The organism is Streptomyces californicus, assembly GCF_000717645.1.
GTDB lineage: Bacteria > Actinomycetota > Actinomycetes > Streptomycetales > Streptomycetaceae > Streptomyces > Streptomyces californicus.
Genome location: NZ_JNZZ01000019.1, coordinates 28325 through 54013 on the forward strand (window position 1 = coordinate 28325; position 25689 = coordinate 54013).

General features: G+C 71.2%; 19 protein-coding genes. 17 read left to right on the plus strand and 2 right to left on the minus strand.

Translation table 11 applies throughout. The features are described 5' to 3' along the window. Nucleotides 1-22: 22 nt before the first annotated feature. From IF19_RS0124095 to IF19_RS0124155, 12 genes are all read left to right on the plus strand, one after another. Nucleotides 23-1096: a GNAT family N-acetyltransferase gene (locus IF19_RS0124095; protein ID WP_030118405.1), complete on the plus strand. Its 1074-nt coding sequence runs from the start codon at nt 23-25 to the stop codon at nt 1094-1096. Beyond that, on the plus strand, nt 1083-2093 hold the full coding sequence (locus IF19_RS1000000135495) for a DegT/DnrJ/EryC1/StrS family aminotransferase (RefSeq protein ID WP_078580489.1): 1011 nt from the start codon (nt 1083-1085) through the stop codon (nt 2091-2093). Before IF19_RS0124095 ends, IF19_RS1000000135495 begins: the two co-directional genes overlap by 14 nt. Next, nucleotides 2090-3283, plus strand: coding sequence for a DegT/DnrJ/EryC1/StrS family aminotransferase (locus IF19_RS0124105; protein ID WP_030118407.1), 1194 nt, complete (start codon nt 2090-2092; stop codon nt 3281-3283). The genes IF19_RS1000000135495 and IF19_RS0124105 overlap by 4 nt, the downstream gene beginning before the upstream one ends. Before the next feature lie 8 nt (nt 3284-3291). Continuing rightward, complete coding sequence (locus IF19_RS0124110) at nt 3292-4428, plus strand: histidine phosphatase family protein (RefSeq protein WP_030118408.1); 1137 nt, start codon at nt 3292-3294, stop codon at nt 4426-4428. Then, complete coding sequence (locus IF19_RS0124115) at nt 4425-5606, plus strand: hypothetical protein (RefSeq protein ID WP_128647705.1); 1182 nt, start codon at nt 4425-4427, stop codon at nt 5604-5606. Before IF19_RS0124110 ends, IF19_RS0124115 begins: the two co-directional genes overlap by 4 nt. A 15-nt stretch (nt 5607-5621) precedes the next feature. Beyond that, nucleotides 5622-6335, plus strand: coding sequence for an LOG family protein (locus IF19_RS0124120; protein WP_050491080.1), 714 nt, complete (start codon nt 5622-5624; stop codon nt 6333-6335). A gap of 74 nt (nt 6336-6409) precedes the next feature. Continuing rightward, the gene (locus tag IF19_RS0124125; protein ID WP_158706238.1) at nt 6410-7318 is read left to right on the plus strand and encodes a glycosyltransferase family 2 protein; all 909 of its coding nucleotides are present in this window, start codon (nt 6410-6412) and stop codon (nt 7316-7318) included. Nucleotides 7319-7416: 98 nt separating this feature from the next. Further along, a complete protein-coding gene (locus tag IF19_RS0124130) occupies nt 7417-8757 on the plus strand; it encodes a DUF6271 family protein (RefSeq protein ID WP_030118412.1) in 1341 nt (446 codons plus the stop codon). Between the two features lie 66 nt (nt 8758-8823). Continuing rightward, a complete protein-coding gene (locus IF19_RS0124135; protein ID WP_030118413.1) occupies nt 8824-10587 on the plus strand; it encodes an asparagine synthetase B family protein in 1764 nt (587 codons plus the stop codon). 594 nt (nt 10588-11181) lie between these two features. Further along, nucleotides 11182-12798 carry an adenosine deaminase family protein gene (locus IF19_RS0124145; protein ID WP_030118414.1) on the plus strand — a complete coding sequence of 539 codons (1617 nt, stop codon included), beginning with the start codon at nt 11182-11184 and terminating at the stop codon, nt 12796-12798. Nucleotides 12799-12925: 127 nt separating this feature from the next. After that, a complete protein-coding gene (locus IF19_RS0124150; protein WP_436291990.1) occupies nt 12926-14257 on the plus strand; it encodes an MFS transporter in 1332 nt (443 codons plus the stop codon). A 76-nt stretch (nt 14258-14333) separates the two neighbouring features. Then, complete coding sequence (locus IF19_RS0124155; protein WP_030121420.1) at nt 14334-14999, plus strand: TOPRIM nucleotidyl transferase/hydrolase domain-containing protein; 666 nt, start codon at nt 14334-14336, stop codon at nt 14997-14999. Between the two features lie 22 nt (nt 15000-15021). Here IF19_RS0124155 and IF19_RS1000000135500 read toward each other — a convergent pair whose 3' ends face one another. Together IF19_RS1000000135500 and IF19_RS0124165 are read right to left on the minus strand one after the other, a co-directional pair. After that, nucleotides 15022-15723, minus strand: a complete 702-nt coding sequence (locus IF19_RS1000000135500) for a hypothetical protein (protein ID WP_050493915.1) — start codon at nt 15721-15723, stop codon at nt 15022-15024. An 88-nt stretch (nt 15724-15811) separates the two neighbouring features. Further along, complete coding sequence (locus IF19_RS0124165; RefSeq protein WP_199807283.1) at nt 15812-19813, minus strand: ALF repeat-containing protein; 4002 nt, start codon at nt 19811-19813, stop codon at nt 15812-15814. A gap of 982 nt (nt 19814-20795) precedes the next feature. Between IF19_RS0124165 and IF19_RS0124170 the strand changes: the two genes are divergently transcribed. The 5 genes from IF19_RS0124170 to IF19_RS0124190 all read left to right on the plus strand — a co-directional run bounded on the left by IF19_RS0124170 (nt 20796) and on the right by IF19_RS0124190 (nt 25456). Next, the gene (locus IF19_RS0124170) at nt 20796-22364 is read left to right on the plus strand and encodes an AbfB domain-containing protein (protein ID WP_030340455.1); all 1569 of its coding nucleotides are present in this window, start codon (nt 20796-20798) and stop codon (nt 22362-22364) included. Between the two features lie 45 nt (nt 22365-22409). Further along, on the plus strand, nt 22410-22931 hold the full coding sequence (locus IF19_RS0124175; protein WP_030118423.1) for an RICIN domain-containing protein: 522 nt from the start codon (nt 22410-22412) through the stop codon (nt 22929-22931). 52 nt (nt 22932-22983) lie between these two features. After that, complete coding sequence (locus IF19_RS0124180) at nt 22984-23505, plus strand: RICIN domain-containing protein (RefSeq protein ID WP_030118424.1); 522 nt, start codon at nt 22984-22986, stop codon at nt 23503-23505. Further along, the gene (locus IF19_RS0124185) at nt 23502-24602 is read left to right on the plus strand and encodes a hypothetical protein (RefSeq protein ID WP_030276907.1); all 1101 of its coding nucleotides are present in this window, start codon (nt 23502-23504) and stop codon (nt 24600-24602) included. Before IF19_RS0124180 ends, IF19_RS0124185 begins: the two co-directional genes overlap by 4 nt. Nucleotides 24603-25012: 410 nt before the next feature. Then, nucleotides 25013-25456: a subtilase-type protease inhibitor gene (locus IF19_RS0124190; protein WP_030118428.1), complete on the plus strand. Its 444-nt coding sequence runs from the start codon at nt 25013-25015 to the stop codon at nt 25454-25456. The last annotated feature ends 233 nt before the right edge of the window (nt 25457-25689 follow it).

Genomic DNA, 25689 nt, shown 5'->3' on the forward strand with positions numbered 1-25689 from the left:
TCGGAACGAGGATCGGGCATCCATGTCTCCGGAAGAGGGTGCTGCGCTTCCGCCTTTCCTTCGGGGGGACGTGCGAAAGGCCGGAAGCCCTGGCGGCCCGCTCCAGGTCACCCCACTCGGCGAACTCAGGCCCGAGCAGGAGGCGTACTGGCAGGCACTCTACGATCTCTGCGGATCCCGGGTGCAGCAGTCGCCCGCGTACGCCCGTGCGGTCGGCGAGTCGGGGCGGGACGTCCTTGTGGTGATGGGCCACCGGGGGGTGTTCCCGTTGCAGCTGGGCTCGGACGTGTGCACAGCGCTTGGCGGCGACCGGCCGCTCCTCGCGGACTGCACCGTCCCCCTGCCCCTGGTTGCTCTGGTGGCCGCGGCCGCAGATGCCACCGGGCTCCCTGTCTACCTCCCTCTGGTGGACGCTTCGCTGGCCGAGGCAGGAGTCGTGGACGCGTTCAGCGTGTGGGAGCGGCCACCCAATTCGCTGATCGACTGGTCGCTCGACGGCGCCGACCTGTGGGATCGCGTGACCGAGCGCGGTGGTTCACAGTGGAGCAGGAAACAGCGGCTCGTCGAGCGGGACGGCCTGAATCTGTCTTTCGGCCGGTCGGGCGAGGCGGCCGCCGAGGAGGTCCTGCGGATCGATGACCGCTCGTGGAAGTCCGCCCGCGGGCAGAACATGCGTGCGCGAGAGGGCCAGGACAGGTTGTACGCCGGTCTGATCGGGGCAGGGGTGCTCACCGCTACCTTCCTGCGGGACGGCGACCACTCTGTCGCCTTCCGGCTGGACTCCCGGGTCAAAGGCCGCCTGACCTGCTTGAAATGGTCGTATGACGAGTCCTACCGGCGGTACTCACCCGGTGTCCATCTGCTCACGCAGGGGCTGCGCCAGGAGTGGTGCGGGCGCGGCATAGAGGTGGTCGATCTGCACGGAAGTCCCGACTCGCTGAAGGACCTGTTGTGCACCGACCGGATGAGCCGCGTGGACCTCTGGTACGGCGACCCGCTGGCCGGCGCGCGGCGTGCGGCCGAGCGGACCGGCTTCGACAGGCGGATGAGGGCGGTCCGTGACGGCGGGAAGGGGTTGCGCCATGCCTTCGAGTGAGTCCGGTGCGCCAGAAGTGGAACGGCCCGACGAAGGCGCCAAGGGCTTCGCTGGTGCGGCCGACCACGTCACGGTCGGTGCAGCCGTCACGGAACTGACCCGTCGTATGGCCCAGCCCGCCGTCGAGTTCACCGCCTCCGGTACCGCCGCTCTCGAAGCGGCCCTGGAGGTGCTGGGCATCGGACGGGGCGATGAAGTGGTGGTGCCTGACGTGGGATGTCACTCGGTGGCCGCCGCCGTCGTGCGACGGGGAGCGATCCCGGTGTTCACGGGAGTGGGGGAAGCCCTGACGCTCGATCCCCTGGGAGTTTCCCTGGCCTGCGGCCCACGCACCCGCGCTGTCGTCGCCGTGCACCAGTACGGACTGCCCTGTGATGTGCCCGGCATCATGAAGACGGTGGGGCCGGACATCCCGGTGATCGAGGATGTCGCCCAGACCTGGGGATCGGCGGTGGGCGGTGCCCCGGCCGGTTCGCTTGGGACCATCGCCGTCATCTCTTTCGGTTCGACCAAGCCGGTGGCGCTCGGCGCGGGCGGAGCGCTCTTCGGGCCGGCTTCACTGATCCGCGGAGCGGTCTCCCGCGGCGATGGAGCGGACCGGCAGCTGCTTCGCCCTCCCAGTGCCGCTCGGTTCCCCGCCCCTCTGCTGGCCCGTCTTCCCGAAGCCTTGGCAAGGGCCGACCGGTTGCTGGCCTCGCGTCGGGCAGCGGTGGAAGCCTTTCTCCGTGGGCCGCTGGCCCAGGAGTTGCGTCTGCCTCCGACGCCATCCGGCTCCTCCTCCGGATGGACCCGCACCCCTCTGTATCCGATCGCCCCCGCGACCTCGGTCACGGCCGAACAGGTGGAGCGGCTGGAGGCGTGTCACGGACCGGTTCAGCGCATGCACGCGACGCCGCCGTCGGCGCTGCCGATGTTCCGCGGAAGCACGACGCGTGTGACAGGCGGAGGCCGTCGGCTCACCGAACCCCTACTCGTGAAGATGGGATCACCACGATGACTGCAAGGAACCTGACGACCCGAGCGGGCGTCATCAACCCTCACCAGCTCTTCGACCTTTCCCAGGAGGACACCGACTCCTTCAGCCACCTGAAGAGCGTGCTCGCCGACGGACAGCTCTTCCGCTACGTCGAGAGCGACCGGGAATCGGCGAACACCTTGGTCGAACGGCACTTCGCCGAGCACTTCCGCAAGGAGAGGGCAGTGGCCGTGGCCAATGGCACCGTAGGCCTGCGCCTGGCCCTGCGTGCGCTGGGCATCGGCCCCGGTCACCGAGTGGCGGTCAATGCCTACGCCTTCATCGCGTGTGCCATGGCGATATCAGCGACCGGCGCCGAGCCGGTGCCGGTCGACATGGGCGGATCCGTCCTGAGCATGGACGCCGACGCTCTGGAGAAGAGCGTGGGCCACCTCGATGCGGTCCTCCTGGTGCACGTCCAGGGCCACGCCCTTGCGGCCGGTCCGATACGTGCCGTCTGCGACCGGCTCGGTATACCGATGATCGAGGACGTGTGCCAGGCGCTGGGAGCTGGTTCGTCAGAGGCGGGCGCCGGCCGCGTGGGTGACGTCGCTGTGACGAGCTTCCAGCAGGCCAAGCAGATCTCCTCGGGTGAAGGCGGACTCGTTGCCGGGCCCGATGAGGTGATCGAACGGGTCTACCGCCTGTCGGATCTGGGAGCGGTGCGCCAGGAGAACGGTCTGCCGGACTGGGACCACGAGGATGCCCTGATCGGTGACAACCTGCGGATGACCGAGCTTCAGGCGGCCCTTGTCATGGATCAGGCCGTGCGGCTGGAGGACACGCTGGCCCGGCAGCGGGAGCGGCGGTCACGGCTGCGGGCCGGGCTCAGTGATATCCCCGTCATCGAGAGCGAGAACCCGGCCGATGACGCCGGATCGCACACGCTTGTCCTGGCCCGGGATACCGCGGCGGCGGAGGAGTTCCGCGTTGAGCTCGCACGCCGCGGGGTGCTGGCCCGGCCGGTCTGGAAGAAGAGCTGGGTGGAATACGGTTTGTACCGACGGGAGTTCGCGAGCGGCGCCCCTGCCGGCCCGTGGCCCGGGAAGGCTGTCGGCCTCGCCTCGCGGATTCTGAGTATTCCCACTTCGAAATATGTGACGGACTCCGCCGTCGACCAAGTGGCCGAGGCCATCGCGGCGGGCCGCCAACACCTCACACAGGACAGGTGAGACCCCCCATGTCATCCTTCGCACTTCTGCTCCGCGGCCTGCCGAACTCCGGCAAGACGACCACTGCCGCGCTGCTTCGCAACGCCTTGAAGCCGTCCGTCCGGATCTCCAACGACTCGGTGCGCTACATGGCACAGCCCCGGGATTTCAGCGACTTCACTCTCGTCGCCTCCGAGCTCGGCTGCCTGGATCTCGCCTCCTCATACCTGGAGAGCGGCTTCGTACCCGTGATCGACGGCGTGTTCGAGGACGTCGACTTCCTGTCCGCGCAGAAGCTGCGCTTCCACAGGAAGGGTATGCGGCTGATCGTCATCACCCTGGAGGGAAGTCTTTCCGATCTGCTCGACCGAAACGCCTCCCGCGATCCGCTGGCCCGGATGGAGGAGGACCGGATGCGTGAGCTCCACGCCCAGTTCCGACCGAGCGGAATCGTCCTGTCCCTTGACGGGAAGCAGCCCGAAGAGGTGGCGGACGACGTATTGGACCTCCTGGACTTGCAGCCCCCGTACCAGGGCGAGGCAGCTGACCAGGGAGCGGCCGACATTCTCTTCCTGCGCCACGGTGCTCCCGAGTACCCCAGTGACATCTACCCCGATCCCTATGCGATGGGTCTGTCCGAGCAAGGCATTGACGAGGCCCGCGTGGCGCGCGCCGCTGTGGAGCGGTTCGCACCCGAGATCGTCTACACGTCCGACTTCCGTCGTGCGGAGCAGACTGCCTCGCTGGTGACCGCGACGATCGATGTCACGCCCCAGCCCGAACACCGGCTGCGGGAGCGGGTCTTCCATCAGCTCGCCGGCGTAGAGCTCGACGAGGTCCGCTCACAGCTTGGCGCTGAGGCGGATGCGGTCCTCGGGGGCAACAGCGATCTGTGCGAGCGGGAGGAGGAGGAATCCTACGAGGCGGCGCGAGCCCGGGTGCTCGGCTTCTTCGACGAGGTGGCCGAGCGGCACGCCGGCCGGCGGGTCCTGGTCGTCGGCCACGGCGGACCGCACGCATGGCTGGTGGAGCGGGCGCTTGGCGCCGAGATGCGAGGCGTGCGCCGCATGCGCTGGGACACGGGTCACTTCTCGCGGTTCAAGGTCACGCCCAACCAGGTCGCACTGGACTACCTCAACCGGTCACCGGAAGACATCACGCGATGACCGACGCAAAGGACGCGACCACGACCGCCTCGGATCCACGACGACGGCCACGGGTCGCCGTGGTGGCCACCCCCTTCGGCTTCGGTCCTGCCTCGAAGGCGTACAGCATCGGCGAAGTCCTGCGCACCCATTGGGGTGTGGACGTCCAGTACTACGGAACGGACTCCGCCCGCGACTTCTTCTCCGCGCAGCCCGATGTGAGGCCCCTGGCGCCGGAGGCGGTCGGTGGCACCGGAGCGATCGACGCCGTGCTGAACGTGCTGGCTCCGGATCTGATCCGAAGTTCCGAGGAGGCAGCCCGGACGTACTACGTCGACAGCCTCGGCTTCATGTGGCAGCCCTCGGACATTCCGGACGGCAGTCTGCTCACAAGGGTGCATCGGTACTTCGCCCAGGACGTCTTCGGCAGCGTTGACCATCTCACCGCGCTCGGGATCACCGGAGTGACTCCCGTCTCGGGAATCGTCGCCGAAACAGCGCCGACCGACATCTCGCCGGGCCCACGCTCCGTGAGGCGGCTGCTCGTCCAGCTCGGCGGCCTGAGCAACCCGGCCGGGCGCTCTTCCGGAGAGGTCTACCTCGCACTCGCCGCGGGACTGCTCACGGCTCTGCGGCAGGACCCGTACGAACTGAGCATTGCCATGAACCGCGCGGGCGGCACGTTCTCCCTGGGGTCGCTCGGCCAGGCCCGCCAGTTGTCCGGCCGCGACTTCCACCGTGAACTGGCCACCTGCGCCGGTGTCCTCAGCTCACCCGGCATGACCACCCTCATCGAGGTGTCCCGCGCCAAGTGCCCCTATGTTCCCTTACCGCCTCAAAACTGGAGCCAAGTATTAATATCGCGCCATATGGCGCGACATTCACGCCTGGGGATCTGGGACTTTCTGATCGGTCCGTACGCCACGGTGGACGCCCGTGCCCCCGAGGCTCAGAAGGCGGCCCAGGTGGGGGAGATCAACCAGTCGCTGGCGGGGGACACCGGCTACACGACGGCCTATGTGGACCTGGCCCGGACGGCACTGGCCGAAGCTCGAGTACCCGACGTGGGGGCACCGTTCGACGGGGCGCACGTCGTGGCCGCCTCCATCGCAGACGATCTCATCAAGGGCACATCGCGTTGCGGACGGGGCTCGCGTACGGAGTTGAAGGACCACGGCACACCGACCGGTGAACTCTGAAGAAAAGGGATTCCGATGACGCAGCACATCGACAGCGGCCTCGTGGCCGTGCTTCAGTCGCTCGCGCACGAGGTGGAAACCGCGCGCGAGTGGAGCCAGGCATCGCAGACGCTGGCACAGGAGCGGGTGGCCACTGTCTTCGGCTCGGCCCGTACGCGCCGCGGCGAACCGGCGTACACCCTGGCGTATGAACTCGCCACGGCACTGGCCGCGGCGAAGTGGACCACGATCACCGGCGGTGGCCCCGGCATCATGCAGGCCGCGCGGGACGGCAGTGGGGAGGGCTTGTCCCGAGCGGTGCGGGTGGAGATCCCCGGTGAGGAACCCGACACCGTGCTGGACCCGTCCAGGTCCATCACCGTCGCGACCTTCGCACTGCGCAAGTTACTCCTGACCCACGACATCGACGCTCTGTTCGTCTTCCCCGGTGGTGTCGGCACCTTCGACGAGCTGTACGAGGTGCTGGTCCACCAGGACACCAACCGACTTGCCTGGTTCCCGGTCGTCCTGATGCAGCCGGCCGGTGAGAGTCTCTGGTCGGCCTGGCTGGAGTTCATGGAGAAGCACTTGGTCAGCACGGGACTGGCCAGCTCCTCCGTGATCAAGCGGCTGGTTGTGGCCGAGTCGGTGGAAGAGGCCCTGGCAGCCGCCGAGGGGCCGCGTGCGACTGCCTGCGGAACGAGCGGTTCTCCGTCGCCCGGAACACGTCACGGGGCGACCGGAAAGTGACTGCCACCGAGGACGACCGGCCTCACAGCCAGGCAGACACAAGGCCGCCTGGCGCCGCACAGGTCCGCATCAGCGTGATCATTCCAACGTTCAACGCCCGCACCACTCTGCGATGCTGTCTTCTCTCGCTCCTCCACCAGAGGATCGGCGCTCACGGATCGGACGCGGGGCCTCCGTTCACGTACGAGGTCATCGTCGTGGACGACGGTTCCTCCGACGGCACAAGCGAAATGATCGCCCAGTTCCCCTCCCGACTCGACCTGCGGTACACCTTTCTGCCTCGAACGGACAGATCGGGTCGGGCCCGGGCACGGAATGCCGGTCTGGCTCTCGCCACGGGAGGCCTTGTGGTGACGCTCGACGCCGACCAAGTGGTGGAGCCGCACTTCCTTGCCGAACACGCCCGGCTGCACGCAGGCGGCCCCGGCCGCGTTGTCGCGGGCCGGCGTCTCCAACTCGCCGACGGGCCAATGGACGAGGTGCGCCTGGAGCACGGGTTCGACCCGCAGGCCCTCCCACCGGTGGTCCGGGGCGACGAGCGGGAGCAGCTGTTCCGTCTCCTCGACAGCTCCCTGGAGGACATGGTGACCGGCTGGCACCACGTCTGGACCTGCAACGCCTCCTTCCCCCGGGACAGTCTTGAGGCGGTCGGGGGCTTCGACGAGACGTTCACCGGCTGGGGGCTGGAGGACGCTGAACTCGCCTATCGGCTGGTGCAGGGCGGTGCAACCACGCACTTCGCCCCGTCGGCGGTGGTCCGCCACGAGCACCGCACACCGGTAACAGCCGACATGTACCGGGAGTGGTGCCGCAACCTGGCCCACTTCGTGCGCCGACATCCCGCACCGGAGGTGCGGCTCCAGGAGATATTCGCTCCCGCCATCGATCCCGACCGGTCCGCACCGGGAACGTGGGACGACATCGCCGCCGAGTTCGAGCACACGGCTCGCCGGCTCGGCGCTGACCCCGGCCAGCATCGGTAGCCGCCATGACCGGTTCCGCTGCTGTGGCAGCACCCGCTCATGTGCCGCAGCAGCGGAACCCCCCCCTGGACCACACTGAGAGGAGGCGATTCACCGCCATGCCCACCCCTGCGGGAAACGTCCCCGACCATCTCGCCCCGACCGTCCGCCGGGTCGTCTATCTGCCGGTCAACCGCCCCTTCGAGGCGGCATTCCACTCCGTGGCCGCCGAAGTGGCATCGTTGGAGAAGAGCCAGCGAGACAACGTCACCCTCCTCGTCGTCGACGACTGCGCGCCGCCGGTGTCACGGGCCAACCGCCAGGTGACCGAGCGGGTAGCCCGTGAATCGGGCCTGCGCGTACACACACTGGACCAACAGGGCTGGCGTCGTCTGGCCACCACACTGATCGCGGCTTCCGGGCTGACCGGGGCCGACCGAGCCACGGCGCAGACCGCCCTGGTCAAACCCACCGGTTCCTACGGGGCAGGTCCCAACAAGGCCGCCCTGGTCGCCGCCCTGGAAGGTGCGGTCTCCCTGCATCGCCGGGACAGCGACCAGATCACGACGGTAGACCCCGACACCGGAGCCTCTCCGCTCCGTCTGGAAGCCGACCTCCTCAGTCGCGCCCGCCCCGAGGGCGGCGCTGCGGCCTACTGCGCAGGCTCCTTCCTCACGGGTCGCCCAACCCGAGACCGAAGGGACCTGGAACGCGACTCGACGGAGTACGCCGCCCGTATCGACGCGCTGAGCCAACTCCCCTCCGCCCCGGCCCGACACCCACCTCTCCCGCCTGTCCGGGAACGGGCGGCGCTCCTGGGAGGGCAGCACGCCGAGCGCGACCTGACAGGTGTGGTCGAGATGGGGATCGCGGCCATGCGAAGCGTGTACGAGTGGATTCCAGAGATGCCCGCCGTGGGGATCCTCGGCAGCGACTACTTCCAGAAGGGACTGCTCTATCAGCTCGACCTCCCGGTCTTCCACCACAGCCTCCCAGCCCGGCACACCTACGAATCCTGGCGCACGGAGCAGCGCGACGATTCCCATCTGGCCTGGTACGTGCGGGCGGAGGTGCGCTACGCCGTACTGCGCCGCCACTGGAACAGCTTCAACCACCTGCTCGTGGCCGAACGGGCGCGTGTGCTGTCCGATGGGCACTTCGACTCCCGGGCTTACGGAGAGCTGTTCGTCGAAGCGCTCCACGAGGGCGCCCGGGGGGCGGAAAGCATTCCCGACGACTTCGTGGCCGTATACCGCGACGCCGCGAACGCGGCCACGGGCGAGGTCCGCCGGCGTCTTCTGGTGCGGCTGGCCGGACTGGAAGAGGAGACCGGTGCTGTCAACGCATACGTGGCCGGCGCCATCCACGAATTCGCCGCCCTCTCACGTCTGTGGCCCGGATTGATCTCTGCCGCACAACGGGTCGGGAGGACGACCGCGCTGGAGACGTTTACCCACTGAGCAATCCGGCCGGTCGAACTGCCGTCGGAACGAGGGAAGACAACACCCAACCGGAAGGAAGACGCCATGTGCGGCATCGGAGGCATCGTCCTGAAGCAGCGTTCCCGGGTCGACAGAAACCACATGATGGAACGCCTACGCGCCGGTCTCGCCCACCGCGGGCGAAGTTCGCAGGGAGACTTCGCCGACACCCGCGCAGCCCTGCACTGCGCACGGCACGCTGTCATCGCTGTCGAAGCCGCACAACAGCCGCTACGGGACTCCCGGAACGAACTGGTGATGGTCGGCAATGGCGAGATCCTGAACTACAAGGAACTGGAACAGCAGCTTCCCGCCGCACGAACACGCCCTCTGTTGCCAGGAGACCTCCAGGTCGCGCTGGAAATGTACGCCGAGCACGGGATCGGCGCCCTGGAGAAACTGCGCGGTCCGTTCGCGGTCGCGTTGTGGGACAGCCAGTCGGGCGAGCTGACGCTCGCACGTGACCGGCTGGGAGAGCGCCCCCTCTACTTCTTCGACTGCCCCGACTTCTTCGCCTTCGCATCGGAGGTACGGTGCCTCGCCGCAGCTCTGCCGCCAGGCCTGCTGAACCTGGACGAAGAAGCGGCGCTGGCCTTCCTGGGGCTGGGGCGAGTGCCGACGGGCCGAACCCTTTACCGGGAGATCTTCGCGGTCCCGGCGGGCTCAGTGCTCCGCCTGGGGACTCAGTCGTTCGGGCCCCGGCACACGGCGTCGCTGGCTCCTGTCTCGGCACTGCGCAGTGCGCCGGCCTCGCAGGAGGAGGTCGACGCCGTTCTCGCCCAGGCCCAACGCCGGGCGCTGGTGGCGGACCACCCCGTAGCGGTGGGATTCTCCGGCGGCATGGATTCTGCGGCAGTCCTGTCAGCGGCCCTGGACGGAGCGGGCGCCGCCGCGGTCATCACGGTCTACTCCGAACTGTCTCCAGTCACCGATGTGAACCTCCGGCGGGCGCGGAGTCTTGCGCCCCTTCTGGGCGTCCGACTGACCGAGGTCCCGTTCCGGATGCCCACGGTCCAGGGCGCCGTGGATATTCTGAATTCGACACTCGACGGCCCAGCCGCTGAACCTCTGGTGCTGCACAACGACGCCCTGCACGCCGCCGCACGGGAGCACTCCGCCGTCGTGGTCGGAGGGCACGGAGCCGATGAAGTCTTCGGAGGATACGCCCGGTATGCGGCGCTACGAGCCCAGGAGCCCGCGCCGACGAAGCACTGGCTCGCGTCGTCCGCCTGGGAGCGGTGGAACCGCTCGGGCGCCTGGCACCGGTTCGTCGAGGAAAACGCCGCGCCGCACCTGGCGGATCGCGTATCGGCGTCCTTTCCCGATCCGCTGGAAAAGCCCTTCCCCTACGCATGGGCGGAATCGAGCGACCCCGTGCTCTTCGGCCAGGCTCTCGATATGTTCCGGCTGATGACCTACGACAACTTCCGAGCTACAGACGAGAACGGCATGGCACGACAGGTGGAGGTCAGGTCTCCCTTCTTCGACCTCGACCTGCTGGCTGCCGTCTACAGCCTCCCGGTGACTGAGCGCCTCGGACCAGGGGGCTCGAAGCCGCTGTTGCGGCGTTCGTTCCGAAACACCCCGCTGGCAGGAGCATTCACCGAACCGAAGGTAGGCTTCGACGATCATTTCTCCTACGCCGACTGGATGGCGGAGAACTGGCTCCAGTTCTCCGCCGCCATCACCGACGGGCCACTCAAGGGGACGGGCATCCTGCAGGACGGCGCCCTGGACAATCTGGAGCATCGCGACTGGCGCACACTGTGGCGCCTATTCAGTCTGTCCGCCTGGCTGAGGCGCGGCTGAACCACTGAGAGCTCGTGACACGATCACGTGCGGGTCTTCTTGAGGCGTCGGCAGCAGATCAGGCGGCAGGCCAGAGAGACGAAAGCGTCGTGGAGTTCAGTGCGGCGTTCCCGGCGGACGGCGAGGCGCGTTCTGCTTGTTCTTCCCGGAGATGCACTTCTCCCGGTCCTTGCGCCCGGCGGCCGGGCGGCGCACTCGGGTCTCGGTGCCGTCGATGGTGCCGGTCTGCCCACTCGCGCCGAGGAAGTCGATGACCTCGGCGAGAGTACGCAGTCGCAGGCCGGCGGTGATGGTGCAGCCACGTTCGCCGAGCAGGGACCGTACCTCACCGATTGCACGCGTGATCGAGGAGCGGTCTCGTCAGCGAGTCAAGGTGCCGCCTGGAGCTGGGGCTGAGGTCGCGCTGGCCGGCCTTCCACTCGGTGGCGTACCTCAAACCGCATCGGGCCGGGCCGACCGCCCGTCGAACTGCGGGGCGGAGACCGGTGCGCCGTTCTCCAGGCGGTGACGGGCCTCCCACCCGAACGAGTGGATCTTGGTGTCCCGGCGTCGATTCGGGGGAACGGGCAGGCCCGCCGACGCGATCATGCGGCGGTGATCTCATCGATTCGGACGGCTCACCGTCCCTCATCCCTGCTCCCGGCCGGGCTCGGTCTCCTCGCCCTCGTCGCGCTGCTCCCCGCGGCTCCGGCGTCCGCGACGCCCGTGCGGGAGCCCTCCCCCCGGGCCGGGGCGCAGGCACCGGCCCGTTTCACCACCCCGGCCGAACGCAGGACCGACGAGCGCCTCGACGGACTGCGGAGCGATCCGGCCCGGCTCAAGGAGTTCTTCGCGGATCTGCCCAAGGGCGGCGACCTCCACAACCACCTCTCGGGTGCGGTTACCACCGAATACCTGATCCAGCTCGCGGGCGAGAACGGCCTCTGCATCGACGCCACCGACACCGCCGTCCGCCCGCCCTGCGGACCGGGCGCCCGGCCAGCCGCCGACGCCCGTACGGACACGGCGTTCCGGCAGCGCGTCGTCCGTGCCTGGTCCATGCAGGACTTCCCCGCCGGGCAGTCGGGCCACGACCACTTCTTCGACACCTTCGGCAAGTTCGGCGAAGCGACGCGCGACCGGGGCAAGATGCTCGCGAACGTCGCCGACACCGTGGTGGAGCAGAACCAGTTCTACCTGGAGACCCTGGTCACCCCGGCGTCCGACGCCGCGAAGAAGCTCGCGGACGCGGTCGGCTACGACGCCGATCCCGCCGCCCTCCACCGGAAGTTGACCGCCGGAGGAAAGCTCGACAAGGTCGTCGCCGAGGCCGTACGCGAAGCGGACGCGGCCGACGCCCAGTTCCGTGAGACGGCGCGCTGCGACTCCGACCGCCCCGCCCCCGGATGCCGCCTCCCCGTGCGGTGGATCTCCCAGGTCTCCCGGGGCAGTTCGAACGAGCGCGTGTTCACCCAGATGGCAGTCGGTATGCGCCTCGCCGAACGCGACCCGCGATTCGTCGCCGTCAACCTCGTCCAGCCGGAGGACGGGGAGAGCGCCCTGCGCAACTACCGCCTCCAGATGCGGATGCTCCAGTACCTGCGCACCCAGTACCCGGACGCCCGCCTCACCCTGCACGCCGGTGAGCTGACCCCCGGGCTCGTCAAGCCCGAGGACCTGACGTTCCACATCCGCGAGGCCGTCCTCGTCGCCGGGGCCGAACGCATCGGCCACGGCGTCGACCTCGTCCACGAGGACGACTGGCAGCGGCTCGCGCGCACCATGGCCCGGCGCGGTGTCGCCGTCGAGGTGCCGTTCAGCAGCAACAAGCAGATCCTGGGCGTCGCGGGCGACGACCACCCGTTCGAGGCGTACCGCCGTCACGGCGTTCCGGTCGTCCTGGCCACCGACGACCCCGGCGTCTCCCGCATCGACATCAGCCACGAGTACCAGTACGCGCGCGCCACCTACGGCCTGAGCTACCCCGAGCTCAAGGACCTGGCGCGCGCCTCGCTGACGTACGCCTTCCTCGACGGCGGCAGCCTCTGGGCCGGCGGCGCCGACCGCTCCGGCCACCACCCGGTGCGGGCCTGCGCCGGTTCCCGGCCGGGCGTCGCGAAGCCCGCTCCGGCCTGCGCCCGCTACCTCGCGGACAACGCGAAGGCCGCCGCCGAGTGGCGGCAGGAGGCGGCGTTCGCCGGGTTCGAGCGCCGGTACGGCGGCGGGCGCTGACCGTGTGAGCGGGGGCGGGTCCGTACGGTGTCCGCGGGCCGCGTACGGCCCCGCCCCTCGGGCCGTGAAGGGGCTCCGCCCGCCCGCAGGACGCGCGGCCCGCACCTCCCACGGCTACGCTCGCGCCATGGGAGAGCGCGGAGAGGACGAGACCGCCGGGCCGCCCCGGGGCCGGGCGGGCCGTGACAGCGGCGGGGGAACGCCCGGCGCCGAGCACACCCACCGTCACCCGGGCGGACCCGCGGCCGGACGCACGGGCCGGACGGCCGGCCCCGCCCGCCGGAGGGGACGCCTCGGCTACCCGGCCGCCGCGGCCGTCTTCGCCATCGGCATGGCGGGCACCACGCTCCCCACCCCGCTCTACGGCCTCTACCGTGCCCAACTCGGTTTCTCCGAACTGATGGTGACGGTCGTCTTCGCCGTCTACGCCCTCGGCGTGATCGCCACCCTGCTGCTCGCCGGGAACGTCTCCGACGAGGCGGGACGCAGGCCCGTGCTCCTGGCCGCCCTGGGCTTCTCGGCCGCCAGCGCGTTCTGCTTCCTCTTCGAGGGCGGGCTCGCCGCCCTGTTCGCCGGCCGGCTCCTCTCCGGCTTCGCGGCGGGGCTGCTGAGCGGCGCGGCGACCGTGACGGTGATGGAACTGGCCCCACCGGGCCGCGCGGCCCGGGCCGGGCTGGCGGCGACCGCGGCGAACATGGGCGGCCTGGGGTGCGGTCCGCTTCTGGCGGGCGTGCTCGCGGAGTACGCCCCCTGGCCCCTGCGGCTCCCCTTCATCGCGCATCTGACGCTGATCGCCCTGGCCGCGGCGCTGACCTGGTTCCTCCCCGAGACCGTCGCCGGCGCCCGGCTCCGGGGGCTGCGTCCGCGGCCCCGGGGGATCGCCGTCCCGGCCGCGATGCGCGGCGTGTTCGTCACCTCGGCGCTGGCCGCCTTCGCCGGATTCTCCCTCCTGGGACTCTTCACGGCGGTCGCCCCCGCCTTCGTGGCCGAAACCCTCGACGTCCACAACCTGGCCCTGACCGGACTCGTCGTCTTCTCCGTCTTCCTCGCCTCGACGGCGGGGCAGGCGCTCATGGGCCGGGTCGGGGAACGCCGGGCGCTGCCGGGCGGCTGCTTCGTCCTCGTCGGCGGGCTCGTCCTGGTCGGGGCGTCACTGCTGGCCGCCTCGCTGCCCCTGCTGGTCGCCGGAGCGCTGTGCGGCGGCCTCGGCCAGGGGCTCGCGTTCCGCGGCGCGGTGGCGGCGATCAGCGCGGCGGCGCCGCCCGAGCACCGGGCCGCGACCGTGTCCGCCTTCTTCGTCATCGCCTACCTCGGCATCTCCCTGCCCGTCGTCGGCGTCGGCGCGCTCACCCTCGGCATCGGACTCAGGAACGCCGGACTGACCTTCGCCGGATGCGTCCTCGCCCTCGCCCTGGCCGTCGGACTGTACTTGGCGCGCAGGCCGCCCGCGCCCCGTTGACGTACCCCGGAGAGCCGGGCGCCGGGATGGCGAAAACCCTTGTCGGACCGGCCGGGCACGGTGCGAGACTGACGGGGTGGACACAGCGACGCGCTTGAGGCAGACGCTCATCTCCTGGGCGGCGGGCGACACGGACGCACCGCACCCCGCGAAGGCTTCCGCCGCCCGCGAGCTTGCGGCCGAGCTGGGCCTGCGTACGGTGGTCCTCGTGGAGGGCGTCAGCGACCGGGCCGCGGTCGAGGCCCTCGCCGTGCGCCGGGGGCGCGACCTGACCGCTGAAGGCGTCGTGGTCGTGCCGCTCGGCGGAGCCACCGGCATCACCCGCTTCCTGCGGCTCCTCGGCCCGGACGGCCTCGGCGTCCGGCCCGCCGGCCTCTGCGACGCGGCGGAGCAGCGCTTCTTCCTCCAGGGCCTGGAACGCACCGGATTCGGCGCCGCGCTCACCGGGGACGACCTGGAGGGCCTCGGCTTCTTCACCTGCCACGCCGACCTGGAGGACGAGTTGATCCGGGCGCTCGGCACCGACGGCGTCCAGCGGGTCATCGACGCCCAGGGCGATCTGCGCGCCCTCCACATCTTCCAGAAGCAGCCGGCCCAGCGGGAACGGCCGGTCGAGGCGCAGCTACGCCGTTTCATGGGAACCATCGGCGGACGCAAGGAGCACTACGCCCGCGCCCTGACCGAAGCCCTGGACCCCACCCGCCCGCCCCGGCCGCTGGACGGACTCCTCGCCCACCTGTGACCACCGGGTCCGTTCGGGCGGCTCAGCCTCGGCCCAACTCCTCGGCCCAATCCGCCAGTTCCCGTACCTCCGGTTCGGTGAAGTGCCGTACCTCCCAGACCAGCTCCGCCGCCTCCGCCACGTCCGGCGACAGCCCGTCGTCCGGCGCCGGGGCGCTCACCCCGGTCAGAGCCGCCAGTACGGAGACCGGAACGCCCAGCACCGCCGCGAAGCCCCGTAGAAGCTCGGCGTCGAGTTCCGTCACACCGTCGCGGATTCTGCGGATGGTGGAAGCGGCTCTGCAGACGTCCGACACCAGGTACATGGTCGAGGCGACGGCCGACGGGCCGAGGTTGCGCAGGGCGAGCATGTACACCAGCAGCGAGCCGAAGCCCGCGGGCCCCGGGGCCGCGGGCGGCCGTTCAAGGGACCGTGCGGGGCGGGGCTGGCCGGCCGTCGCACGGACGCGCTCCCGCAGGCGCCGCCGGTCGGCGGGGGAGAGGGAGAGGGCGTGTTGAACCAGCGACGGGACCCAGATGCCCGCTGTGCCCTCCAGGTCCAACGCCCCTTGCGGCAAGGGCAGTCCGGCGATGAGGAGGAGGTCGTGGTCGCGGAGGCCGGACCGGCGGGAGAGCTCATGCAGATACTCCTCGCCCGGGGGGTGCGCGGGAGGAGGGGCGAGGCCCAGTCCGCGCGCCAGCCGCGCCAGGAGGACATCGGGGCTCGGACAGGTCGGGGAGGTCATCGGTGCCACCGTATCGGGAGGAGTCGTCGTGGGGGCGGTCCCGCAGGGGGCGGCCCGAGCGGGCCGCCCCCTGCGGAGCCGATGCGGATCAGGGGTTCTTCTTGACGTACAGCTTCCACGCCTTGTCCGGGAACACCCATCCGTGCCCGAGGAAGGACGCCTTGGTGATGTCCTTGAGCGAGGTGAACCCTTCCTTCTGCTGCGGCATGTAGTGGCCGGAGAAGTTCCTGACCATGGTGATCAGACCGGCCGCGCCGACCTCGAATTCGCCCGCCATCAGCACGGGCTTGTCCTCGGCCAGCGACGTGTGCCCGGGGTAGTCCTCGATCTCGTCCAGGTCGTCGTTGCTCATCGCGCGCAGTGTGCCGTCGAGACGGACGACGAAGATGTAGTCACCCGGGCGCAGGAACGCGCCGGCCGGGATTCCGGCGTCAGCCGGCACGGGGCCCTGGTCGGTGTGGTCGACCCCGGGGCGGTAGGGCCACCAGATGTAGGGGCCGCACTCGACTGAGGGGTCGTCGTCGGCGGCGGTGCTCCGGGCCCACGTACCGCCGGCATGGTTCGCCGCCGCTTCCGGCCGCCCCGCGGCCGAGACGCTCTTGCCGCCCTTGCCCGGCTTGTCGTCCGTGAGGCACTTGGCGCCCTTCTTGACCTTCTCCAGGGCCTCCTCGACCTTCTTGACCTTCTTGCGGGCCGCCGCGGTCTTGTCCAGGAACGCGCTGATGCCCAGGATGGCCTTGGTGATCTTGGGGATCTTCCCGAGGAGCTTCGCCGCCTTGAGGACCGGCAGGTTGGAGATGATGGCCCAGATGCAGGTCGCGATGTCCGGGTCGTCGATGCACTCCATGATGTCGCCGGCGACGAGTTCGACGAGGATCTCGGCCCCGTTCTCCAGGAGGTAGTCGAGGAGGTCCTTGCCGGCGATCGCCAGCGCCGCCTCGTACTCCTCGGCGGAGATCCCGGCTTCCTCGAGCGCCTGCTTCACCAGGTCGGGGTCGGACTCCGGTGTGGTCGGAGCCGGTTTCGAGGCCGCCTCCTCCCGGGCCTTGCGCTCCTGTTCACGCTGGTACGCCTCGGCCCGTTCGGCGGCGGCGTCCGCTTCCTTCGCGTAGCTGTCGGCCTTCTTCGCCGCCGCCTCCGCGGACGTGGCGTACTCCTCGGCGGAGGTGGCGAGCTGTGCGGCGTCGGCCGCGTCCTTCTCCGCCTGCGCGGCGGCCGTCTGCGCGGCGGTCGCCTCCCGCTCGGCCAGTGACGCGGCGCTCGCCGCTGCGGTGGCGTGGTTCTCGGCCTCGGTGGCGGCCGTCCGGGCCCGGACGGCCTCGGCCTCGGCCCGGGTGGCTGCCGTACGGGCGGCCGCCGCGTCCGCGAACGCCTGGTCGGCCGCTTCCCTGGCGGCCTTCGCGTCCGCTCGTGCCTGCACGTCCGCCTTGTCGGCGCTCGCCGCCGCCGCTCGGGCCTTCGCCCCGTCCTCGGCGGCGTCGGCCGCGGACCGCATCGCCGCGACGGACGAACGGGCCGTGTCCGAGGACGAACGCGCCGCCGCGGCCGCGGCCTTGAAAGCGGGAGCCACCTGCGCGTTGGCCAGTTTCGCCGCGGCCTCCGCCGCCTCGGCCGCCCTGACGGCCTCCGCCGCGCGGGACTCCGCCTTGACGACCTCGGCCTGCCCCAGCTCCAGCGCCGCCCTGGCCACATCGGCGGCGAAGTCCGCCGTGACGTCCGTGCCACTGAACGGCGCGGTCAGGGCGATCGCCGTGTTCGCGGGGTCGGCGATGCCCGCCGCCGTGGAGCGGGCCGACGCGGCGGCCTGGACGGCCACCGCTGACTGCACCCGGGCCATGGCCGCCTCGCGGGTGGCCCCGTCGGCCTCCTCCCGGGTGCGATGGGCGGCCTGGAGCGCGTGGTTGGCCTGGACGGCGGCCAGCCCGGCCAGCCGTGACGCCTCGTGCGCGGCGATACCGGCCCGGGCCTCCTGCGCCGTGGCCTCGGCCGCCTTGGCGCCGGCCCGCTGCGAGGCGGCCCGGGTGAGGGCCGCCTCCGACTCCGCCCGGCCCGCCGCCGCGCCGGCGGCCGCTGCTGCGGCCTCCGCCTTGTTGGCGGCCGCGTTGGCGCGCGAGGCGTGCGCCGACGCCTCAGCGGCGGCGGCCCGTGCCCTGCCGGCCGCGCCGTCCGCCTCGATGGCCGCCTGCCGCGCCCTGACCGCCGCACCCGAGGCGGCGTCGGCGGCGGCGCGGGCCTGGCCTGCGGCGGTCTTCGCCGCGTTGGCCGCCGCTCGGGCCTCGGTGGCGGCGTTGCTGGCCTCCTGCGCGTGCTCGGTGCCCTGCGCGGCCGCGGCGAGAGCCTCCGCCGCTCTGGCCCGCGCCTCCTCCGCGTCGCGCAGCCGCTCGGCCTCGACGGCCTTGTCGCGGGCGGTCCGGGCTGTCCTCTCGTCGCCCCGCGCCTTCTGGTCCGCCTTGGCGGCCACACCCTCCTGGGTCTGTGCCTCGGCCCGCTTCTGCGCCGCCGTGGCCGCGGCCGCCTGGGCCTCCGCCCGCTTGGCCGACGCGGTCCGCTGCTCCGCCTCGGCGCGCAGCCGCGCCTCGGCGGCGACCTTGCTCTCCTGCTCGGCGCGCGCCCGTGCGACGGCGGCCAGTTCCTGCTCCCGCTGGGCGACCACCCGTTGTTCAGCGGCCACCTTCGCCTGGCGCTGTGCCTCGACACGGGCGTCCCGCGTCTTCTGCGCGTGCGCCCAGGCGGCCTTCTCCGCCGCCTCGGCGTCGATCCTGGCCTGCCGGGCCTTGGCCGCTGCCGTGGCCGCGATCTGCGCCTGCCGTGCCGCGGCCGCGGCCAGCTGAGCCGCCGCCTTCGCGTGCTGCTCGGCGTTGGCCCGCCACTTGACGGCCTGCTGGGCGTGCAGCTCCGCCTCGCGGGCGGAGCCGAGGCCCGCAGCGTCGGCGGCGGTGGCGTCCACCGCGTGCTGGGCCGTGGCGGACGCGGTGGAGGCGGCGTCGGCCGCCGCGGCGATGTCCGTGGCCACCTCCGACCACTGCACACCGTGCGTCAGCCCGGTCTCCACCAGCACGTCCGCCTGGACCTTGGCCTGGCCGGCCGCGACCTGCGCCGCCTTCGCCGAGGCCGACGCGATGCCGACCTGGCGGGCGACCTCCGCCTTGACCGGGCCGTAGTCGGACACCTTCCTGCCGGCGCGGTCCGCGTCGAGCAGCCGGTCCGCCGCGCGTGACTGCGCCGCGGCCGCGCTCATCGCGTTCGAGGCTTCCTTGAGGGCCTTGACCGCCGCCCCGTGAGCCGTGATCAGTTTTCCGCGGGCGTCGGCGGCACGCGCGGTCTTCTCCGCCAGGTCGCGCAGCCGCTCCGCGGCCTCCAGGGCTTCCTGCTGCGCCTTCTCATGGGCCGCCCGGTCGTCGGCGTCCTTGGCGGCGGCGGCGAGATAGCCCTTCTCCAGATACTCCGCTATCGCCTTGTCGTCGTTCGTGGCCAGCACGGCCTGCGCGGTCCGCTTCACCTCGGGACCGCCGACCGCGACCAGCATCTCCACGCGCTTGCGGTTCTCGGCGGCGCGCTCCCGCTGGTTCTGCTCGGTCTCCTTGTCCCGTTGCCGGGCGATGTCCGCGCCGAACGCGAGGAAGTCGGCCCGGTCCCGGGCATCGCCCTTCAGGACCCGTTCCACCTCGGCGTTGAAGAAGGGGCCACCCGTGCCGCGCAGCGCCTCGATCTTCGTCCGATTGTCCCGGTCGACTGCTTCCCGCTTGTCCTTCGCCCGTTGCCGGGCCTCGGCCTCGCCGCGCTCCAGGAAGTCACGGATGGCGTTGGGGTCGCTGCTCTCCAGTGCCGCCCGGGCGGCCTCGCGGACCTCTTCCTCCTCATCGAACTCGGCGAAGTCCTCGACGAGTTGACGGTCACGGTCGGCGCTCAGCGCCTCCAGTGCCGTGGGTGCCGGCGTGGGGCCGTCGGCCAGCGCGCTCACCACGTGGCGCAGAGCCGCGAGATCGGCCGGTGCGGCCGTGGGGGCGGCGGCCGACGCGGGGGCGGCCAGTCCGCCCAGCAGCGTCAGGGCGACGAGCCCGGACAATGCCTTGGGAACGGTTTCGCGCATACGTCTGCGACGGCCCGGCGGTCGAAGTCTGCCCAGCAAGGAGAGCCTCCAGAGAATGAGAATTCCGACCGGCCCGAAAGGAATGGAGGAGCGTCCGGGCAGGCTGTGGTCACACGGGCATGGCGATGCCCGTCTCCGTGCGTTCCTGGCCCGGGAGCCGCGCCGGCGCGAAGCCCCGCTTCGGGCCCGGTGGATGTCGGGGTATCAGTCCTGACTGTGTCCCGACGGCTTTATGGCATCAGTGAAGGAGAGGGAATTCGCGCCTGCGGATCAGGCGATCGAGTCGATTTCGCGGGGCGGGACCACCCGAGACCGAACAATGGCGCGGCACCCGGCAGCGAAGGTGAAATGGGCACTACGGGGCCTGGGCGCAGCTGTCGGTCATGCTTTTCCCCCTGCGGCTCGCCGCTCCCCAGCGCATGCACAACACGCCGGAGTGCGATGACCCCGGTGGTTCCCCTCCCAGCATGCCGACCGAGCAGGTCGGCTGCGTCACCGTAACCCCTGCGGAAGATCGTCGCAACGGGCGCCTGTGCAACCCGGGCGGAAAGAGACCGATTCGGCGATGGCTCAAAAGTCGCTGTACAGAACTGCTCCTGACGACACGTCACCTCTGTTGGCTGGCGTGAGTTCGCCGAGCCTCCGGGGCGTGTGCCCGGCCGGTGAGAAGCGCCGGGCCCGGGTGCCTCGCGGAACGGACCGCGGGTTCGTCGGCGGCATGTCGCGGAATGGGCGTTGCCGCGCCCGGCGTATTCCGAGTAAGGTCACCCTCACATCCGGTTGGAACGCCGGATTCGGGGGGAAATTAGTTCACTTTCAGGGGGATTCACCGGAGCTGTCGGCGCGATTACGTCGGTGATGACGGCGCGCGCTCCGGTTTCCGCTCGCTTCCGCCAGGAGCGGGCGGTCCTTCCTGCTCAGATTTCACCCTGCATTCGTCAAGTCGCCCTCAGGCGACGGTAGTAGGGATCACGGAAACAGTATGAAGAAGAGCTCTGTCCCGCCCGCGAGAGTGCGACGGACCGTCACGCGCGGCATCGTCATCACCACCGCGCTCGCCGCGACGCTCGGCGCCACCGCCCCGGGGGTCCTCGCCGCCGGCCCCACGGCCGAGGCGTCGACCCGGGCCGCGGGCATCGGCACCACCGACACCCAGCGGGTGAACGCCGCCGCCGTGGTCCGTCTCGACCCGACCGCCGACGTACTCCTGCTCAGCGACTACGACTTCATCCACGCCCTGTGGCAGAAGGCCAGGGACGCGGGGGAGTTGCTCGACTCCGTACGGGTCGCGGCCGAGCAGGCGATGTTCAGCTCCGCCCCGGCCGATCACGTGGCCTTCATCGTCACCGGCATCCATGACGCGTACCGGCTCGACCAGCAGCGGGAACGGGACAAGGCGGAGGCCGAACGAGCGGCCCGGCTCGCCAAGACCCAGGCGTTGCAGGTGGTGGGCATCCCCAGCACCCCCGAGCTGCTGGCCCTCAACGACGACAACTTCATCCGTGCCGTGATCAAACACGCGGCCTCGGGCCCCGAGGTCCGCGCCGCCGGCATCCGCGCCCTCGCCGGAGAGCCGGCCGAGTGGCGCGAGTACATCGTCAACGGAGTGCGCGAAGCCCACCGGACCGATGTCGCCAACGAGCTCAAGGAGTTGGAGGAGCGCGACCGCGAAGAGGCCGAGCGGCAGCGGGAGCTGGCCGCGCGGAAGACCGCCGCCGCCCTGTTCCGCATCACGCCCACCGAGGGCATGCTCGTCCTCAGCAGCGACAACTTCATCCGCGAACTGCTCCGCCTGGCCCCGGCGGACCTGCACGGCTCCGAACTGTACGCGGCGGCCCAGCGCGCCGTGCTGAACCCGAGCCCGGACGCGTGGAAGGCGTTCATCCACACCGGGGCCGACGCGGCGTACAAGCTCGACGACGAGAACCGGCGCAAGAAGGCCGCCGAGGCGGACCGCCGCCTCGCCCTCCAGATCCAGGCCGCCGCCGAGAACGGCGGGATGCACCCGAACCTGGTCGCCGCCGCGAAGAAGGCGCTCGCCGGGACGGACGCCCAGGTGGCGGCGTTCCTCAAGGAGGACACCCAGTACCGCCTCAAGCGGCAGTCCATCCAGTCGCTCGACGTGGACGCCACCGGCTGGAACATCCGCCAGTCCACCGCGGACAAGGGGGCGGCGTTCATCACCCCCGTCGACAGCAGGAGCCCGCTGGCCGACCGTGAGGACGCCACCTGGACGGTCGTGCCCTCCCTCGCCGGTCAGCCTGGCTGCTGGTCGTTCGAGTCGGTCCGAAAGCCGGGCTACTACCTCATGACCACCGCGTCCTCCCTGCGACTCAAGATCGCCGCCGACGACCGGACCTCGGCCTTCCGCACCGGCGCCACCTGGTGCAAGCGCAAGAACGGTTCGGCGATCGGGTTCGTCTGGGGTGTCGGACCGCAGGAGCGGTGGCTCGCCCACAATCTCGGGGACATGTACGCGATCACGTCGAGCGCCTCGGGCTGGGTCGAGAGGAGCGGGGTCTGGAAGGTCGCGCCGCCCCTCGCCCCCTGAACCCCGCCTGCCCGGACCACCGCACGAAAGAGATCGGACATCACCATGGCACGGATCGCCCGTACCGCACTCACCGCAGCCGCCGGCCTCGCCGCCCTGCTCGGCGGCGCCACCACCGCCCACGCCGAACCGAACACGACCTACTTCCGCTTCGCGGCCGAGCACAGCGGCAAATGCCTCACCGTCGCCGGCGGAAGCCTCGCCAACGGCGCCGCGGCCGTGCAGTCGACCTGCGCGACCGGCGACAACCAGTTGTTCGCCCTGAAGCCCGCCGGACAGGGCTACTTCATGATCCAGGCCAAGCACAGCGGGAGATGCCTGACCACGGGGGCCGACCTGAACTGGAAGGTCCAGCAGAAGTGGTGCACCTCCGACCTGTCCACTCAGCGATGGCGCATGGTGCTCGTCGACATGACCACGGGCCTCCACCAACTGCGTCCTGTCGACCAGCCCGCCTACTGTCTGACCGTTCCCGACTACAGCACCGCCGACGGCGTACAGCCCGGCATCGGCCAATGCCAGAACGTGTCGCCCCAGCGCTGGACCGCGACGGCATCCGTCTCGTGACGACACCGCCATCCGTATCCCCGGAACAGGCGAACAGAAAGGAAACTTCACGATGGCACGGATCGTCCGAGCCGCGCTGGCCCTCGCGGCCGGCCTGACCGCCCTCGTCGGCACGACCACCACCGCCCACGCGGCCGACAAGACGTACGTACAGCTCCAGACGGCGAACGGCGGGTTCTGCGTGGGGGCGGCCCCCAACAACCAGACCTACCTGGACCTCTGCCACACCGACTGGATCTTCCCCGCCGTGTTCGAGTCCGTACGCATCGGCGACTCCACCTTCGAACTGCGCTGGGAGAGCAACGGCGACTGCCTCGAAGTGGCGGACGCCGGCACCGCCGCGGGGGCGGGCGTGCGCCTGGGCACCTGCTCCGGGGGCAAGCACACGCGCTGGCAGGTGGAGCTCGTCGACCCCGTCCGCAAGCTCTACCAGCTCCGGCCCACCCACGTCGAGGGCCGCTGCCTGGACATACCCAACAGCGAGGTGGTCCAGGGCAAGCCGGTGCGCCAGTGGACCTGCAACCAGACCGACGCGCAGCTGTGGCGCGTCAAGCCGATCGCGTGGCCCGCATGAGCGCCGGACGCCGGGCCGCGACGGCCCTGACCGTGGCCCTGCTGACCCTCGGCACTCCGCTCGCCGGGTCCGCCCCGGCCTGGGCCGACGCTCCGGGCACCGCCCGGGCCGTCGCCGCCGACGAGACGCCCGCCCTGTCCGCCCTGGCGGCCGAGGCGGCGCGCAACGAAGTCCTGCGCATCGCCAAGTCCGGGCTCCCCGCCGAGCTGCGCACCTCGGCGTGGAACGCGCTGCGCAGCACGCTCGGCGACGCCGCGATCGAGGCGTGGCTGGCCCCCGGCGGGGGCTACGACCTCGCCAAGCAGCGTCTGCGCGACACCCGGACCCGCAGCCGGCTGTTCTGCGAGCGGGTGGCGGCCACCCACACACCGGAGTTCTCGCCGCAGGTGAACGCGGCCGCCAGGACGGCGCTGAAGGGCACGGACCCCGACCGGGCCGCGTTCGTCAGCACCGGATACGAGCGGGCCCAGCAGCGCGACCGCGAGGTCAGGGCCGCCGATACCGAGCACCAGCAGGAAGTGGCCGCCAGGGAGCGGGACTTCGTCGCGGCGCTCGCCGCGACCGACCCCGGCGGCGAGGTCCGCACCGCCGCGCAGTGGGCGTTGCGGCCGGGCGCCACCGACGCCGACGTGGCGGAGTTCTTCGGCTACGGGTGGGCCACCGGCGCCACCCTCGACCTGGAGGGCCACCGGCTGCGGATCGCGGACGGGGAGACGCGCCGCCACCATGCCCTGACGCTGCTGCTCCGGAAGGCGCTCGCGGCGGAGGAGGCGCTCAAGGGCGCGGCCGACGCGGCGAAGGCGCGGGCCGAGGCCGAGGCGGCGTGGCGCTCGGTGGCGGACCAGGCCGGCGCCGCGTACCGGACCTGGGCGGACGAGCAGACCGCGGCCGCGGCGCAGGCCGAGCACTGGGCGGCGGTCGCGGCGGCCGCCGCGGAGGGCGCGGACGGGATCTGGAAGAACATCGCCGGACCCGCCGGGGCCAACCAGCAGTCCTGGACGCAGGAGGGCGCCTCCGCTGCCGGGTCCGCCGCCTACTGGCAGGACATGCTGAAGCGGGCCGAGGAGAGCGAGGAGCGGGTGCGGGAGACGGTGTGACCCGCGCTTGAACCGGGGGCCTCACCGGGCACAGGGGGCGGGGGCTCGCCGGAACACCGGAACGCGGCTGTGCCGCGCGGTCGATGACCGCGCGGCACAGCCGCGTTCGCGGATTCCCGGGCATCGCCTCCCGCGCGGAGCCCGGACGGCGGCACTTTCCGGCCGAAGCGCCGACGGGACGTAGGGTGACGACGCGGGATCTATGCAGGTCAGGCGGTTGTTTTGGATTGAACTGCCGGGAGACGTCCATATGCTGGACAGCTTGCCCCGCCCTTCTGAGCTGCCCGAATGACCATTCGGTCGGCTCGAACGCGCGTCTGCGGCCGGAAGGCGGCCGTCGATGTGCGCCTACTGTCCGCATGCGTAAGACTCCTGACCGCAATCACGCACCCGATCAAGGAGCCCCTCTCATGCGACGCATTCCGCACGCCACCTTCGCCACCCTCGCGGCCGGCGCGCTTCTGCTGGGCGGTCTCGCCGCCGCCACCGCGCAGGCCGCACCGGCGCGGGCGAAGAGCCTCTACGCGCCCTCCGCTCTCGTGCTCGGCGTCGCACGCGGCGAGGACCCGCTGACCGCGACCGTCGAGCGGGCCGTGACGCTCAGCTGCGCCCCCACCGCCACGGGGACGCACCCGGATCCCGTCGCCGCGTGCAAGGAACTGGCCGAGGTCCGGGGGCAGTTCTCCGAGCTGGCCGCCGGCCCGTCGAACCGCACCTGTACCCGTCAGTGGGATCCGATCGTCGTGACCGCCGACGGCGTCTGGCAGGGCAAGCCGGTCCGGTTCAGCACCACGTACGGCAACGCCTGCGAGATGGCGGGCAGCACGAACGGCCACACGGTCTTCGCCTTCTGACCCACCCTCCCGCTCCACCCGGGTCCGGCCCCGGCGGCACCGGGGTGACGGCGTACGAGACCGTCCCCGTGCCCGCGTCGGACCCGCCCGCCCCACCCGGCGTGCCCCGCACACGCCCCCGTCCACGACGACCGGGAGCCCCGCGATCGCCCGAGCCGTTCCGCCGCGGCCGGCAGCGATCCGTCCCGGTCGGTTGCCGCACATCTCCCGGCCTCCCGGCCGACGCGCGCTCG

What these genes read in the sequence shown, in the direction of transcription:
- IF19_RS0124095 (WP_030118405.1), top strand. Translation starts at nt 23, where the DNA reads ATGTCTCCGGAAGAGGGTGCTGCGCTTCCGCCTTTCCTTCGGGGGGAC.
- IF19_RS1000000135495 (WP_078580489.1), top strand. Translation starts at nt 1,083, where the DNA reads ATGCCTTCGAGTGAGTCCGGTGCGCCAGAAGTGGAACGGCCCGACGAA.
- IF19_RS0124105 (WP_030118407.1), top strand. Translation starts at nt 2,090, where the DNA reads ATGACTGCAAGGAACCTGACGACCCGAGCGGGCGTCATCAACCCTCAC.
- IF19_RS0124110 (WP_030118408.1), top strand. Translation starts at nt 3,292, where the DNA reads ATGTCATCCTTCGCACTTCTGCTCCGCGGCCTGCCGAACTCCGGCAAG.
- IF19_RS0124115 (WP_128647705.1), top strand. Translation starts at nt 4,425, where the DNA reads ATGACCGACGCAAAGGACGCGACCACGACCGCCTCGGATCCACGACGA.
- IF19_RS0124120 (WP_050491080.1), top strand. Translation starts at nt 5,622, where the DNA reads ATGACGCAGCACATCGACAGCGGCCTCGTGGCCGTGCTTCAGTCGCTC.
- IF19_RS0124130 (WP_030118412.1), top strand. Translation starts at nt 7,417, where the DNA reads ATGCCCACCCCTGCGGGAAACGTCCCCGACCATCTCGCCCCGACCGTC.
- IF19_RS0124135 (WP_030118413.1), top strand. Translation starts at nt 8,824, where the DNA reads ATGTGCGGCATCGGAGGCATCGTCCTGAAGCAGCGTTCCCGGGTCGAC.
- IF19_RS0124150 (WP_436291990.1), top strand. Translation starts at nt 12,926, where the DNA reads ATGGGAGAGCGCGGAGAGGACGAGACCGCCGGGCCGCCCCGGGGCCGG.
- IF19_RS1000000135500 (WP_050493915.1), bottom strand. Translation starts at nt 15,723, where the DNA reads ATGACCTCCCCGACCTGTCCGAGCCCCGATGTCCTCCTGGCGCGGCTG.
- IF19_RS0124165 (WP_199807283.1), bottom strand. Translation starts at nt 19,813, where the DNA reads ATGCGCGAAACCGTTCCCAAGGCATTGTCCGGGCTCGTCGCCCTGACG.
- IF19_RS0124170 (WP_030340455.1), top strand. Translation starts at nt 20,796, where the DNA reads ATGAAGAAGAGCTCTGTCCCGCCCGCGAGAGTGCGACGGACCGTCACG.
- IF19_RS0124175 (WP_030118423.1), top strand. Translation starts at nt 22,410, where the DNA reads ATGGCACGGATCGCCCGTACCGCACTCACCGCAGCCGCCGGCCTCGCC.
- IF19_RS0124180 (WP_030118424.1), top strand. Translation starts at nt 22,984, where the DNA reads ATGGCACGGATCGTCCGAGCCGCGCTGGCCCTCGCGGCCGGCCTGACC.
- IF19_RS0124185 (WP_030276907.1), top strand. Translation starts at nt 23,502, where the DNA reads ATGAGCGCCGGACGCCGGGCCGCGACGGCCCTGACCGTGGCCCTGCTG.
- IF19_RS0124190 (WP_030118428.1), top strand. Translation starts at nt 25,013, where the DNA reads ATGCGACGCATTCCGCACGCCACCTTCGCCACCCTCGCGGCCGGCGCG.